This is a genomic window from Nocardia sp. NPDC057663, from assembly GCF_042799895.1.
Taxonomy (GTDB): domain Bacteria; phylum Actinomycetota; class Actinomycetes; order Mycobacteriales; family Mycobacteriaceae; genus Nocardia.
Window position 1 is genome coordinate 129,693 of record NZ_JBHVHX010000007.1, and the last position, 14,159, is coordinate 143,851.

The window sequence follows — 14,159 nt, forward strand, 5'->3', positions numbered from 1 at the left end:
TGGAGGCGATGGTGCGTGTGGTGGGTAGTGGGTTCAGTGTTGAACAGCGAGAGCGGATTTGGGACGGTTGGCGCGGCGGGGAATCGCTCGGGGTTATCGCCGGTGTAGTAGGTAGCAACCATCCGCGTGTCTCACGGTTTCTGCGTGTGAGTGGCGGGATCCGCCCGGCGTCTCGGTGTCGGCGTGCGGGTCATCTGTCTCTTGGTGAGCGTGAGGAGATCTCACGTGGCATCGCCGCAGGCCGCTCGGCCCGAACGATCGCCGATCAGATCGGGAGGGCATCATCGACGGTGTCGCGGGAGATCACCCGCAACGGCGGTCGAGAGGTGTACCGGGCCGCGGTCGCCGATGCGGCCGCCTACGAACGCGCGTTGCGACCGAAACCTAGCAAGCTCGCCACCAATCCGGTGCTGCGAGAGATGGTCGCCGCGAAGCTGGGCGAGGATTGGTCGCCGCAGCAGATCGCGGGGTGGCTGCGACACTGCCATCACGGCGATGCGGTGCCACAGGTCCCGCACGAATCGATCTACCGCGACTTGTACATTCCGTCACGGAACGTGTTCGACCACAACATGTTTCATCGCCTCCGTAGCGACCGCCCGTTTCGGCGGCCACGTCGCAAAGCCAGCTCGCAAGGGCGCGGCCGGATCCGGAACATGGTCTCCATTCATAACCGTCCCGTCGAAGCGGATACGCGCGAGTTGGCTGGGCATTGGGAGGGGGACTTGGTGTTCGGGAGACGTCCCTCGGCGGTGGCGACGCTGGTGGATCGCGCCACGCGTTACGCACTGGTTGTTGCACTGCCCGACGGGTACAAAGCCGATGCGGTCGCCAGGGCGCTGGTCGAGTGCATGGGCGGGCTACCTGGGTCCAAGTGCAGGTCGCTGACCTGGGATCGAGGTAGAGAAATGGCCGCTCACGCCGTGATCACCGAGGAGTTGGCGATGCCGGTGTACTTCTGCGATCCTCATCATCCTTGGCAGCGCGGCACCAACGAGAACACGAACCGTCTCTTACGTCAGTACCTGCACAAGAATGCTGACCTGTCTGCGTTTACGCAGCACGACCTCGACGAGATCGCCGAGAAACTCAACCATCGGGCCCCGGCGGGTGCTCGACTGGGCCACACCCGCCGAAAGGTTCGTGGCCGCGCGCGCAGCTGCCGCTGGTGGGTCGGTAGCGCCGGCGCAGCTGAGATCCGTTGGTATCGATGAAGTCTGACGTCATGGACGAGCGTGTCCGAAGACCTGTTCGGTGAACGCACGCTCCTACCGGGTTGAGGGCATTTTGACCACAGCAGTGTGAGGACTCGACTGTCGTAGCGGCTGACTAGGCTTCGCGGCGTGTCACAGATCTTGCATGTCTACTCCCTCGATTTGGCCGAGCTCCAGGCCGTCATCGGATCAGAGGACGAGAAGCTTCTCAATCGGATCCTGGCGAGAGGACGTGACCATCTGCTGGTAACCCTGCCCTCGGAGGATCAGGATGGTCATGTCGAGCGGAACAAGGATGCGCTTCGGGCGATATTGGCGGGTGGGCTTTTCGAGGAGCAGCTCGCAGAGCACTACGTCGAAGCGCTGGAATTGATCTGCGACGAGCTGGCCTCGGACGGCGGCGATGTGCAGTTCCGGTTCGGAGACAAGTATCTGCCATTCGTCATCGAAGACCTGGCCACAAGCATGATGGGCGAGGACCCCTTTCCGGACACCCCGGGCTTGGCGGCCAGCATCAACGCCGCCGAGTGGAACGGGTGGGGCCACATGAGCAAGAAAGACTGCGCCGAGGAACTTGAGGAGTACGCAGGCTACACACCCGACGACCCGAATGATCTCGGCAGTTGGGTCGTTGCGTGGCTTCGCGAATCCAAGGCAGCCGACAAAGACCTCATAGGCTTCTGGGGAGGCTAGCGTTCCGATAGTGTGGCGCCGGGCGGAGCGAGGCGAAACATCCGACAGTGCCGCATATCGCGCGGTTCGAAACGACCACAGTGGATGTCAAGTCCGATCGTGACGTCGATTTCGCCGATAGGGCATCTGACTCGCTGTGACCGCCGTCGAGACTCACCGCTGAACGACGTCAGGATTCGCCGATGTAGCCAATCGCGCCGATCACACTCAATCGTGGAGGTTATCGACCGCTATTCTGACAGCTAACGATGCGCTGACCGGTTGAGACCAAGACCATCCGCCGAACACGGGCGCGCGAGCGCCTGTCTACGCCGCAGCGTTCGCGAGCTGCCGATAGAGCCGCGCCAGCTTCGCGGCGTTCTTGCGATCGAATCCGATCCCCTCGTCGATCTCGCGGGACAGGAGCTCGAGCCAGTCCGCGATCGCCGCGTGCTGTGCGGGGCGGAGGCCGCGCAGGGTCGTCTCGTCGTCGCGTCGCGCACTGCCGAGAAAGCTGCTGAGATAGATCCAGAGTTCGAAGTCGTACGGTTGGATCAGCATCAGCTTCAGCACCGCCGGGAGGTAGTACTCGACGGCCTGCGCGGTCATGTACGTGAAGTCTTCCATGTGCAGGCCGGGCAGAAAGCTCGAGCGGTCGATCTCCGCCCGCGAGCGGCCGTGAAAATGTGCGATGACGTACGGCGCGTCGATGCTCGGCGGTGCAAGTTCGTCCTCGGTGAGCGGCAGCGAGCCCGTGAACACCTGATCGATTCGGTGCGTGACCTCATCGCGACTCCTCATGGCCGCCACAACCTACCTCACCATTGCTGCAGGCCGGTTCGGAAGACCGTTTCCGAACGCCCACACGCCGACTATTCAGCCGTCGCTGGAACCACTGGCCACGGAATCTATGCCGCCGCGGCCTCATTCGTTATCGCGAAGTAGGGCCCCGGCTTCGCGATGACGCCCGACCCTGCGGAGCCTTGGTTGACTCCTGATCTGTGAGGATTCGTCCTCGCTGCATGGACGTTCTCCACGGACTGTGCCCGGACATCCGGCCGCACCGCGGTGCGGGCGGATAAGAACGTGGCCGAAGGTTCCCGTCCACCGGGAGACGTTCTTGGGGGCCTGTCGTGTCGATCCTAATGTGACTCCGGCCACTGGAACGTTTCAGTGTGGCCTGCACCATATTTATGAGGGAGTCTCTATGAATCTGATGAAGTCTCGCCTGTTCGCGATGATCGCAGCGATCATCGCGGCGGTGGCGCTCATGGCAACCGGAGCAGGTGGCGCGGCCGCAGCGCCGCAAACCGGTGAAATGTTCCTCACCTTTGTCCGCCACGGCCAATCGGCAGGCAATACTTCCGGTCTGATCGACACTTCCGTCCCCGGACCCGGCCTGACCGAGAAGGGATGGGTGCAAGCCGCTGCGGTGGCGGAGCTGCTCGACGATTGCAAGTTCGACGGCGTCTACGCGTCGACGATGGTTCGGACCCAGCAGACGGCAGAGCCGACCTCGAAGCTGTGTGGTCATTCGACAGTCGTCGAACCGGGACTGCACGAGATCGAGGCAGGCATCTACGAGGGCACGCCGGAGAAGGACGCGCGTGAGGGCTACTTGGCCGCACCGATCCAGTGGCTGCAGGGCAACCTCGATGCCCGGATCCCCGGCTCGATCAACGGCCACGAGTTCAAGAAGCGCATGGACGACTCCATCCAGGACATCCAGGACCGCGGCAGCAAGCGTGCGGTGATCTTCTCCCATGGCGGTGCCATCATGTTCTGGGCGCTCATGTCCGTCTCCGATCCTGACATGAGCAAGCTGCAGTCCGATCCGCTGCACAACACCGGCCGGGTGGTCGTGAAGGGCACCCCGGCGAAGGGCTGGAAGCTCGTCTCGTGGGACGGCCATTCCGCCGGCTGAACCCGCCGTCTCGTCGTCCCCCGCGGTCTGCGTCGGCAGGTGAGTTGATGGGCAATTGCCCGACGCGGTGCGAGGCGCCAGGGCATGGGCCGCTGCCAGCAGTGCTGGGCGGCCCATGTCGTGGCGATGACAGCACCGGCCGGACGCGGTCGCGTCCTGTTCTGACAGCATGACGAGCGTGATCAAGGCTCTGCGCTCCGCGCGAGACAAAGCACGGCGGCTGCCGGGCGCTGTCTCGTACCTGGCGGTCGGCGGTGTCACCGCGCTGTTCGCGCTGTTCGCGGTGGTCGGCCTGCTGATCGTCTGCGCTTTCTGCCTGATCGGCGTAGGGATACCGGCGCTGCCCGAGGTGATTCGGCTGGCCCGGCCGTTGGTGTCGTTCGATCGGCAAAGGGCGGCACGTTATCTCGGTGAACAGGCGGTGCAGGCCTATCAGCCGTTCACCGGCGGCTTGCGGCAGCGGGTCGCGACGGTGTTCACCGATCCGGCGAACCGCCGGGACTTCGGCTGGCTGGTCGCACACGCGCTGACCGGCATCTATCTCGCGGTGTTCGCCATCGCGCTGCCGATCAGCACCTTCGTTCAGCTGGCGATCCCGGGATTCTGGCAGTTGATGCCGGCGGGGGAGGAGTTCGCCAGTTTCGGTTTCGTGGTCGACTCGTGGCCGAAGGCGATACTGAGCTTCTTCCTCGCATTCCCGGTGGCCCTGGTGACTCTGCAGCTTCCGGTCGCCGCGCGCTGGCAGGCAATGGCCACCCGTGCCCTGCTGAAACCGACCGAGGGCGCCATGCTGGCCGATCGGGTCGCGGCCCTCACCGCGACCCGGGCCGCCGCGCTGGACGCGCACGGTGCCGAGCTGCGCCGGATCGAGCGTGACCTGCACGACGGCGCGCAGGCCCGGCTCGCGGCGGTGATCATGCAGCTCGGACTGGCCGACCAACTGCGCGACCAGGATCCGGAAACGGCGCAGGGTCTCGTGCGCAAGGCGCAGGACACCGCGACGGCCGCACTGGCCGAGCTGCGTGATGTGGTGCGCAACGTATACCCGCCGGTGCTCACCGATCGTGGCCTGGCGAGTGCCATCTCGGCGGTGGCCGCCCGCAACCCGATCCCCTGTGTGCTCGATCTCGGTGAGGTGGGCAGGCGTCCCGCCGCGGTGGAGGCGGCGGCGTACTTCGTCATCACCGAGGCACTCACCAACGCCACCAAGCACTCCGGCGCCACGGGCATCTCCCTGGTGCTCGGCGGTGCGTCCGAGCTGTTGACGATCGAGATCCACGACGACGGGGTGGGCGGCGCCGTGGAGACCTACGACGGCGGGCTGGCCGGTATTCGGCGCAGGGCCGAGGCGCTCGACGGCCGGGTGGCGCTGACCAGTCCACCCGGTGGCCCTACTGTATTGCGGGTGGAGTTGCCGTGCGGGTCATGATCGCCGAGGACAATGCCTTGCTGCGGGAGGGCCTGGTGCTGCTGCTGAGCACGGCGGGCATCGAGGTGGTGGCCGCCGTGGACAACGCGGACGACTTCCTCACGGCGGTGGCCGCGGATCGGCCGGACGCGGTCGTCGTCGATGTGCGCCTGCCGCCGACGTTCACCGACGACGGTTTACGCGCGGCCGTCAGTGCGCGCAAGCTGCACCCCGGCCTGCCGGTGCTGGTGCTGTCGTCCTGGGTGGAGGACAGCTACGCCGCGGAACTGCTCGGTGACGGCATGGGCGGTGTCGGCTATCTGCTCAAGGAGCGGGTCGGCAAGGTGGATCGCTTCCTCGATTCGCTGCGCCGGGTCGCGGCGGGCGGCACTGCGATGGACCCCGAGGTGATCTCGCAACTGCTGGTGCGGCGTAAGGCCGATGACCCGCTGGCCACGCTGACCGCCCGCGAGCGCGAGGTGCTCGCGCTGATGGCCGAGGGCCACAACAACGCCACCATCGCGGAGCGGCTGGTGGTCAGCGAAGGCGCTGTGCACAAACACATTCGGAGCATTTTCGCGAAGCTCGGGCTCTCCACCGAGGAGGTCGGCCATCGTCGGGTGCTCGCCGTCTTGACCTACTTGAACGCGTGAAGGCTCCGGTCAGCCGACTCGACAGGTCATATCGCCGGCCGGCAGCGTGCCGTCGCGGAAGTAGGTGTTCACCGCCGAATACACGCAGGAGTTCTGGTAGCGCCCGAAGATCCAGTGGATCGGCACATCCTGGAGGGTGACCATGCGGGACGCGCTCAAATCGTTGTGCAGGGCGACCGCTCCGCTGTACGCGGTCCTGGTGTCACCGGTGGATTGCACGATCATGGCGGGCACCGCGTTGCGCACCACCGTGGTCGGTTCGGTGGGCGGGGCCCAGAACGCGCACGGTGTGATGTTGTTGGTGAATCCGGCGAATACGGGTTCGGTGGCGCGGGCAGCCTCGATGTTGCGCCAATAGAATCCCGGATCCCGCGGTGCGGCAACGTCACCGCACATGATGGCCATCTGTGCCGAATTGTCGTTCGGCCGTGCTTTCAACGCGAATCCGAGTGTGGCATTCAATGTTTCGTCGGGCTGGGCGGGTTTGCCGGCGGCAGCATCGGCGATGGTACGGATCTGACCGGCGAGCATCCCGTACTGGTCCGGGCTGTCCAGCCCGACGAACAGCACCACCGGGAGCCAATGTTCGTCGATCTCATATTCGCCCAACCGGATCGGCTTGTCCGCAGCCTGTTCGATCAGGTCCTGGACAGCGCCGCGAACCTGGGCCCGGCTGGTGCCGAAGTGGTACTCACCGTCGCGTGTCGCGACCCAATCCGCCCACAGGTCGAGCGCGGCCTCGTTGGCCGGACCCATTGCCTGCATCATGTCGACCGTCCCGTAGGCGTCCGGGTCGGCCGCGCTGTCCAACACCATCCGGTCGCTGCGTTCGGGGAACATCTGCATGTACACCGCACCGAGGTAGGTGCCGTACGAGGTGCCGAAGTAGCTGATCTTCTCCGCGCCGAGAATGCCGCGGATGACGTCCATGTCCCGCGCGGTGTTACGGGTGGTGATGTGGGGCAGTCGAGCCGCTTCGGCAGCGGCGCAGCGGGCGGCCAGGTCCCCTTGTATCGCAACGGATTCCGCGAAGCCTGCCGCGTCGAGGCCCGCCGAATGCAGCCCGAAGCCGATCGGCCACCGGCAGTCGACGGCGGACGAGCGCCCGACGCCACGCGGATCCATGCCGATCAGGTCGTAGCGTGCCCGTACCTCGGGCGTCATCGCCTTGCCGACATCGACCATGAAGTCCAGGCCTTCGCCGCCGGGACCGCCGGAGTTGGACAGCATGACGCCGCGCTGCGGTGTGGGATCGGTGCCGGCGATCCGGGAGATCGCCACCGTGAGCGTAGGCCCCTGTGGGTCGGCGTAATTCACCGGCACAGTGACGTCGGCGCACTGTGCCCCGGCCTCATCCAATTTCGGAACCCCGCAGTCTTTCCAATCCAACTGCTGACTGGCGAGCCGGTCATGCACCGCGGTGTGCGGCTTCGCCTCGTCCTCGGGACCGGCACAGCCGATCAGTCCGGCACAGGCCACCAGGCCGGTCAAGGCGACCGTCAGCCTTCTTGTGCGTTGCACTGTCTCTCCTCGGAAGTTGTTCGGCCGCCAGCAATATGGGGGCCATGGTTGCTGGTGGGCGGGGCGATCACGAGGCGCACAGGGCGGCGTCCAGTACACCGTTGACGGCATCGGCCTCCTCCTCGGTGGTCGGCAGCTGGTTGACCGTGACGGTCACCGCGGTGCCTTCGGCCGTCACGCCGTTGCGTGTCTCGAAGCCGGGAATGCTGCCGCCGTGCCCCCAGACCTCTTTGCCGCACGGCGCGGTCCGGTGGATCAGGGCGAGGCCGTAATCCGCGCCCGGCATGCGGTCGAACGGCACGGTGCGTTTCATCTCGGCCAATTGCGCAGGGGGCAACAGCTTTCCGGCGAGCAGTGCGGCGAAGAACCGGTTCATGTCGGTCGCGGTGGCGACCATGTCACCCGCGGTGGCGGCCCAGGACGGGTCGAAGTCAGTGAAATCGACTGGCTTACCGTCGATCCGGTGATACCCGCGGGCGTGCGGGCCACGGATGATGGTGTCGCGGGCAGCGGGCACATAGGTATCGCGCAGGCCGATCGGCTCGAGGATCCGGCGCCCGATCTCGTCGGCGGCCGGATTGCCGGTCACCCGCTCGATCAGCAGACCGGCCAGCAGGTAATTGGTGTTCGTGTAGGTTGATTTCGCGCCCGGTTCGAACTGCGGCGTCGTCGTCATCGCCCGGCGGACCAGCTCGGTCATCTCGAAGTGCTGCCACCGGAGCGTTTCCTCGTCTGGGTCGATCTGTTCGGAATTCTGGGTTGTGATGCCGTCGCCGGAGCTACGACCGAGATAGTCCGGCACTCCGCTGGTGTGCTGCAACACTTGCCGCACCGTGATCCGGTTGCCGTCATTGCCGTTGCCCTGCACCAGACCGGGCAGGTAGCGCTCGATCGACGCGTCCAGGTCGACCTTGCCCTCGGCGACCAGCTGCATGATCACCGTCGCCACGTAGGTCTTCGTGTTGCTGCCGATCCGGACGCGCGCGTCGTCCGGGAACGGTGCGCGAGTGTTCAGGTCGCCGACCCCCGCGGTGAACGTCCGATGTCCGGCGGGTCCGTCGATTACGACCTGCACACCGGGAAACCCTTGGCGCACCAGCTTTTCCATTGCGGTGGCCACCGCGGGCGGTGGCGTCTTCGCCGCCTCTTCCGGTGCGCCCACCGATGCCTCACCGCACGCGGCCGCGGCGAGCACCGCGCCCACCACTACAACCGAAAGGGCCGCTTTACCGGAGTTGCGCCGAAATGGGTTCATGAGCAGTGTCTTCCTCCTGTTCGAGCCGGAAGGCATGGGTGCGTCCCCGACGATTCGAGCCTAGGAATCGGGAGTCCTCGCGCCCATGCCGCGCGCACCCGAATGCTGGGTACTGTCTGCTGGCGTGCCGTGATAGTGCTAGCACCACCACGGCAGTTGGTCGTCACGAAATCTCAGGGATTCATTTGGACCGGAGCGCCACCGTGGCTGACGGACTGTCGTTCACCGACAGCATCGCCGCGCATTATCGGCTCGATCGAAGCCGATTATCAGTGGTCGATCAGTGTGACGCGGGCGGGATGCCCTGCTCGTACTGGAAGACGTTGTGGGGGTCGTACTTCGCCTTGATTTCGCGCAGCCGCTCGAATCGCTGGCTCCCCCAGTAGGCGGTCTCCCACTCTTGCATTCCGACGTTCGGCACGTTGACGTAGGCGCCGTCCGCGTAGGGCCGCAGCGCCTGGCTGAACTCAGCGGTCCAGGCCTGGGCCTGTGAGGTCAGCGGGTCGCCGACGCCTGGTTGTGTTGAACGAGTTCCCCAGGCTGCGCCGATCTCGCCGTAGAAAAGCGCGTCACGATGCGCGAACGCCGTGCCGCCGGGGGGCTCCCTCTTGATCGCCCCGCCGAAGGCATCGACGAAGTAGTTGCTCTCCTCTGTGGGAGCGTTTCGCAGGAAGTCGCCGATGATGTCGATCGCCTTCTTCGGGAACCGCTCTTTGACGAACTCCGAGAAGAACTTCCAGTTCGCGGGCTCTTGCGCGAGCGGGAGCTGGGCTCGCGCATAGATGTCGCCCCAGTTACCGACCTGCACCGTGACATCGGGCGTGCCGACCGACAGGATCGGAGCCAGCATCTCTCTGGCCTGTGCCGCTGCCCCGTCCACAAGCCACGCGGTCAGCAGGATCTGGGACTTGTGGATCTCGAGCTCGGATCCCAGACGGCTGTCGGCGGACGGTACCGCACGCTGCCACGCCTCGAATACCCCGTAAAGGTCCCCAAGTCCATCCCAGGTCGCCTGTACATAGGCGAGATGCTCGAGCGGATACACCTTATAGGTGAGTTGTGTGACGATCCCGAAGTTGCCGTTTCCCGCCCCGCGGAGCGCCCAGAGCAGGTCCGAGTGGTGCTCCAAGTCCGCGTTGATCACCGTGGCGCAGTCGTGACCCGCCGGGACGACGACCTCGGCCGCCACCAGGCTGTCACAGGCCATGCCGAGCCAGCGGTTGAGGGGCCCGAGGCCACCGCCGAGCGTCGCACCACACAGGCTGACGCTGCCCTCGCTTCCGGTTGTGACGGCAAAGTTCTGCTTCGCGAGCGTCGTCACCCCTTCCAGTTGGTTCAGCCCGGCGCCGACCGTCGCGATACGAGCGCCAGGGTCGATCTGGACCGATTTCAGCTGGCTGACGTCGATGACGATGCCGTTGTCGACATTCGACCAGCCTTCGAGGGCGTGGCGGCCACTCCGCACCCGCAACGCGATGTCGTGCTGCCGCGCCCACGTCAGGGCGTTCACCACGTCCTGGGTTTCCTGCGCGAAGACGATGACCAGCGGATAGTGAGAAAAGAGCTGGTCCCAGCCGAGTCGCGCCTCCGTGTACGACGCGTCACCCGGGTGGACGATGTGGCCGGTCAGCGTCGCGGGCGGGCATCCCGGGCTTTTACTCGGGTGGTCCGCGGCCACAATTCCCGGGGCGCTTGTGTCCGCAATACCCGGCGTGTCTGCGGCCGAAAGGCCCGAGACAACGACTGCTCCGACGCCAGCGGCCGCCGACGTCCTGAGCAGGTCACGGCGAGAAAGATCGCTCAAGGTTCAGATCCTCTCAATCGGTCTACGCCACGATCGGCCGGGTTCAGGGCGTCCTCGGCGACGACGTCGGATATCCCGATCCGCCCGCCCCGCACCAGCACCCGCGCCATCTCGGCGAACACCGCGGCCACGGGTCGGCCTGGCCCTGCTCACCGCGCTGCTCGAATCCACCGGTCTGTCGGAGTCGACGGTCAGTCATCACTTCGGCCGGCTCCGTAAGGCTGGGCTGGTGGCCGCCGAGACACTTTCGCGGCGCTGTGCGGCGTGCTCGACCCGAACTGCTGCCGCTGACCTGCGCCCGTCATCGGTGCCTGGATCCTGGTACACAGGCTGCTCTGTGCTTGTCGTGTCAAATCCGCGCAGGGCGGGCACCGCGCCGCCGTGGCCGCATCTGGTACAGGCGATACCAGGCCAGTGTGAGGAAGACGGCCGCTAGAGCGGCGACGACTCCCATGTCGAGCAGCCACGTGCCGAGGGTGTGTTTCCACAGCGGGTCGGGTCCACCATCGTGCGGTGAGAGGGTGTCCAGGTCGAGACTGGCCGCTCCAGCGCCGTAGCCCCAGCGGGACGGTGACAGGTAGGACAGCTGTTGCAGAACGGGCGTGCCGGGCAGCCGCACCAGACCGCCGGTGAGCACGAGTTGTGCCATCGACAGCACGATCAGCAGCGGCAGTGTCTTTTCCGAGGTGTTCACCGAGACCGACACCAGCAAGCCCATCGCCAGCGACGCGATGCCGAGCATCGCCATCGCCAAGATCAATTCCACCTCGACCGAGGTGAATATCCCTTTCGGCGGGAAACTCTCACCGATAGTGCCGATCAAGAACAACACCACCGCCTGAAGGATGGTGATCACGCCCAAGACCAGCAGTTTCGACATCAAATAGACTCCGGCCGACAGGCCCGCCGCGCGTTCTCTGCGGTAGATCGTCTGTTCCTTGACGATCTCGCGGATCGCGTTGCCGGTGCCGACGAAGCAGGCACCGAATATCAAGATCATGAGCTTGGTCGGGGCGTCGGTGTTGGTTCCCGGTGCCCCGGTGAACCCCTCGCCCGACGGGATCGCAGCGATCAAACCGCCCAGCAGCAGCGGCATTACGCCGAGCAACACCAAATAGCTGCGGTCCGAGGCGATCACCGCCAAGTAGCGCCTGCACAGTGTGCTGAGCTGGCTGAGCTTGGACTGCGGCGCGGGCGGCGGTGCCGGTGGGCGCTGCACTTCCGCCTGTCCGACGTCGTCGATCGGCCCGACATCGACGTAGTTCTCGTAGCGCGGGGAGTCCCGGAATTCACTGGCCCAGTCGCGGTCCTCCTCCCGATCGAATGCTTGGAACACCTCGGCCCAGGTGCGCTGCCCGAATTCCTGCAACCCCTCTGCGGGCGGTCCGTAATAGGCCAGCCTGCCGCCGGGCACCAGGACCAGCAGGCGGTCACACGAATCGAGATTCGCCACGCTGTGGGTGACGACGATGACGGTCCGTCCGTCGTGCGCCAGTTCGGACAGCATTTCCATGACCGTCTTGTCCAGGCCTGGGTCCAGGCCGGAGGTCGGCTCGTCGAGGAACAACAGGGACGGTTTGGTCAGCAACTCGAGTGCGACGCTCACCCGTTTGCGTTGCCCGCCGGAGAGTCGATCGATGCGAGTGTCGGCGTGTCGCGTCAAACCGAGCTCGTCGAGGACCTCGTCGACCCGCTGTTCGCGCTCCTCACTGCGTGTGTCACCGGGGAAGCGCAGTTCGGCCGCGTAGAGCAGGGCGCGTCGGGTCGGGAGCTGGTTGTGCAGGATGTCCTCCTGCGGAACGAGCCCGATCCGGTGCCGGAGTTCGTCGTAATTGGTGTACAGGTCGCGTCCGTCGTAGCGGACGGTCCCCTCGGTCGCGGGCCGCAGCCCGGTGACCGCGCCCAACAAGGTCGACTTGCCCGCTCCGCTGGGTCCGATGACCCCGACGAGCGAGTGCTGCGGGATAGGGAAGGTCACATCGTCGAGGAGAACTTTGCCTTCCGGTGTCCGCACGATGAGGTTTTGCACGCAGACCGAGATGTCACCGGTGTCGACGGACTCGCGCAGTTCGTTGCCGACGAGTCGGTAGGTGGTGTGGCCCATGCCGATCAGATCGGATTCGGATAGGTCCGCGGCGTCGACCCGGTGTCCGTTGACGTAGGTGCCGTTGTGGCTGTCGAGGTCGACGACTCGATACCTGCCTTCGGCGATCACCTGCAGTTCGGCGTGATGGCGAGAGACCATGAGGTCGGGCACAACGATGTCGTTATCGGCGGCGCGCCCGATCCGCAGCGTGTCCGAGCTGATCTGTACTACCGCGCTGGGATGGGCGGCCGGAGGCGAGGACCGCGACACTCGCCGGGGCAGGCCCGGCTCGAACTTGGTGATCGTGGCGTCATCGTCGAGGTCATAGCCGGGATCCGGGACGACCATCGTGTCCCCACCTCTATCGCCATCGGTCTCGGGCTCGAGGCCGGGTGATGTTTCCAGCGAGCAGGACAACTGCGCACCGTCTTTGGCATGACCGAGCTGGAAGGTCTCGTCGTGGTCGATCACCATCCGCTCGACGCGGTGACCGTCGAAAAAGGTGCCGTTGAGGCTGTGCGCGTCCTCGATCTCCCAACCGTGCGACCCCTGCTCCAGCACCGCGTGCACGCTCGAGACGCGCGGATCGGTGACAACAATGTCGGCGCCCGGATCGCGGCCGACGTTGTATGCACCCCCGGCGCGTAGTCGATAGACGCGTTCTCGCGTCTGCACCACAAGAACCGGCGATTCGGAGAATTCTGTGGGGGACTGCCCATCCGCCATAACAGGAGTATACGACCGTGCCGAACTGTCGTGGTGATAATCGGCCGCGACCATCCCTCATAGTGTCCGCTTTATCCAGTTCCGTGCTATGAGTCGTACCTGACTGACCAGCGCAAACCCGTCCCGGAGAGCGGAGAGGTAACCACACTGGATCGCGCGGAATCCGCAGCGAAGCCGCTCAACGGCCGAGCCGGAGAAAGACACTGGTGGAATTCGCGATATGAATCCGATGGAACCGGCAAGATCGAAGCCGAATATTTCCAAATTTGTTTCATGCATCGAATTTTGTTACGTCGGGGTGCAGGAGGCGGGGAGGCCAGGTCACCTACGTCCACGATGGCGTCGTCAGCTGCCTGCGTTAGGACCCCGTCGCGCTCGCTGATCGCTGCCGCGACCGTGTCACTGTGCGGCTTTGCGTAGTGCACCTTGCAGACTTCCGCCGTATCCCCGGTCTGACCGTCGACGAGGCCTCCGACCTCATCGCGCACGCTGTTACCGCCAAACCCCGCGACGTGGCCCCGTGGTGGGCAGTTCGGGTGCAAGCCTGGTCCGCCATCCACCGTGACCAGGTCCAGCGCTTCCTGGAACATAGGTTCCAGCGCTGACGACCGGAGCGGAAGTGTAGTCCGGGCTGGTTAACGCTGAAGATCTCGGTGGTCGCGGTCTGTTGCGATACTCGTAGGCATCGCGTCGCCGTTACTTTTCCACGACATTCTTATGGCAAAAGTATAGCCATTGCATAAATCGGACGGAATGGACAATCCGACCTGTCTGTCGGAGCCGTGGGCCGACTCCCGATTCCAGCGGCCGGGACCGTGGGATTCACGATCCGAAGGAGTCGGGCCATCATCGCCGAATGTGGTACTACTACATGCGAATTCGGGTGTGTATTCACC

Annotated in this window: 11 protein-coding genes; 6 read left to right on the forward strand and 5 right to left on the reverse strand. The window is 65.2% G+C overall.

What is annotated here, in order from left to right; all coding sequences use genetic code 11:
- The first annotated feature begins 8 nt into the window (after nucleotides 1-8).
- Complete coding sequence (locus ACFVAV_RS18180) at nucleotides 9-1,214, forward strand: IS30 family transposase (protein ID WP_379036243.1); 1,206 nt, start codon at nucleotides 9-11, stop codon at nucleotides 1,212-1,214.
- Nucleotides 1,215-1,343: 129 nt separating this feature from the next.
- Entirely contained in the window at nucleotides 1,344-1,907 is a 564-nt protein-coding gene (locus tag ACFVAV_RS18185) for a hypothetical protein (protein WP_379036087.1), read from the forward strand.
- A gap of 306 nt (nucleotides 1,908-2,213) precedes the next feature.
- Here the strand turns inward: ACFVAV_RS18185 and ACFVAV_RS18190 are convergent, their stop codons facing one another.
- Nucleotides 2,214-2,687, reverse strand: a complete 474-nt coding sequence (locus ACFVAV_RS18190; RefSeq protein ID WP_379036088.1) for a hypothetical protein — start codon at nucleotides 2,685-2,687, stop codon at nucleotides 2,214-2,216.
- Nucleotides 2,688-3,033: 346 nt separating this feature from the next.
- Here ACFVAV_RS18190 and ACFVAV_RS18195 point away from each other — a divergent pair, with 346 nt between their 5' ends.
- From ACFVAV_RS18195 to ACFVAV_RS18205, 3 genes are all read left to right on the forward strand, one after another.
- Nucleotides 3,034-3,810: a histidine phosphatase family protein gene (locus ACFVAV_RS18195; protein ID WP_379036090.1), complete on the forward strand. Its 777-nt coding sequence runs from the start codon at nucleotides 3,034-3,036 to the stop codon at nucleotides 3,808-3,810.
- A 169-nt stretch (nucleotides 3,811-3,979) separates the two neighbouring features.
- On the forward strand, nucleotides 3,980-5,239 hold the full coding sequence (locus tag ACFVAV_RS18200; protein WP_379036091.1) for a sensor histidine kinase: 1,260 nt from the start codon (nucleotides 3,980-3,982) through the stop codon (nucleotides 5,237-5,239).
- Entirely contained in the window at nucleotides 5,227-5,871 is a 645-nt protein-coding gene (locus tag ACFVAV_RS18205; protein WP_379036093.1) for a response regulator, read from the forward strand. Before ACFVAV_RS18200 ends, ACFVAV_RS18205 begins: the two co-directional genes overlap by 13 nt.
- A gap of 9 nt (nucleotides 5,872-5,880) precedes the next feature.
- On the opposite strand, the gene ACFVAV_RS18210 is transcribed toward ACFVAV_RS18205, so the two are convergent.
- The 3 genes from ACFVAV_RS18210 to ACFVAV_RS18220 form a co-directional block, all read right to left on the reverse strand.
- Complete coding sequence (locus ACFVAV_RS18210) at nucleotides 5,881-7,392, reverse strand: alpha/beta fold hydrolase (RefSeq protein WP_379036094.1); 1,512 nt, start codon at nucleotides 7,390-7,392, stop codon at nucleotides 5,881-5,883.
- 67 nt (nucleotides 7,393-7,459) lie between these two features.
- Complete coding sequence (locus tag ACFVAV_RS18215) at nucleotides 7,460-8,647, reverse strand: serine hydrolase domain-containing protein (protein ID WP_379036095.1); 1,188 nt, start codon at nucleotides 8,645-8,647, stop codon at nucleotides 7,460-7,462.
- 280 nt (nucleotides 8,648-8,927) lie between these two features.
- Nucleotides 8,928-10,451 carry an FAD-binding oxidoreductase gene (locus ACFVAV_RS18220; protein WP_379036096.1) on the reverse strand — a complete coding sequence of 508 codons (1,524 nt, stop codon included), beginning with the start codon at nucleotides 10,449-10,451 and terminating at the stop codon, nucleotides 8,928-8,930.
- Here ACFVAV_RS18220 and ACFVAV_RS18225 point away from each other — a divergent pair.
- A complete protein-coding gene (locus ACFVAV_RS18225) occupies nucleotides 10,360-10,887 on the forward strand; it encodes a winged helix-turn-helix domain-containing protein (protein ID WP_379036098.1) in 528 nt (175 codons plus the stop codon). The two genes, ACFVAV_RS18220 and ACFVAV_RS18225, sit on opposite strands and share 92 nt — an antisense overlap.
- Here the strand turns inward: ACFVAV_RS18225 and ACFVAV_RS18230 are convergent.
- Nucleotides 10,801-13,263 carry an FHA domain-containing protein gene (locus tag ACFVAV_RS18230; RefSeq protein ID WP_379036099.1) on the reverse strand — a complete coding sequence of 821 codons (2,463 nt, stop codon included), beginning with the start codon at nucleotides 13,261-13,263 and terminating at the stop codon, nucleotides 10,801-10,803. The two genes, ACFVAV_RS18225 and ACFVAV_RS18230, sit on opposite strands and share 87 nt — an antisense overlap.
- Nucleotides 13,264-14,159 lie beyond the last annotated feature (896 nt).

Excerpts from the sequence above, each read along its gene's own strand:
- ACFVAV_RS18180 (WP_379036243.1), top strand. The coding sequence starts at position 9 with ATGGTGCGTGTGGTGGGTAGTGGGTTCAGTGTTGAACAGCGAGAGCGG.
- ACFVAV_RS18190 (WP_379036088.1), bottom strand. The coding sequence starts at position 2,687 with ATGAGGAGTCGCGATGAGGTCACGCACCGAATCGATCAGGTGTTCACG.
- ACFVAV_RS18200 (WP_379036091.1), top strand. The coding sequence starts at position 3,980 with ATGACGAGCGTGATCAAGGCTCTGCGCTCCGCGCGAGACAAAGCACGG.
- ACFVAV_RS18215 (WP_379036095.1), bottom strand. The coding sequence starts at position 8,647 with ATGAACCCATTTCGGCGCAACTCCGGTAAAGCGGCCCTTTCGGTTGTA.
- ACFVAV_RS18230 (WP_379036099.1), bottom strand. The coding sequence starts at position 13,263 with ATGGCGGATGGGCAGTCCCCCACAGAATTCTCCGAATCGCCGGTTCTT.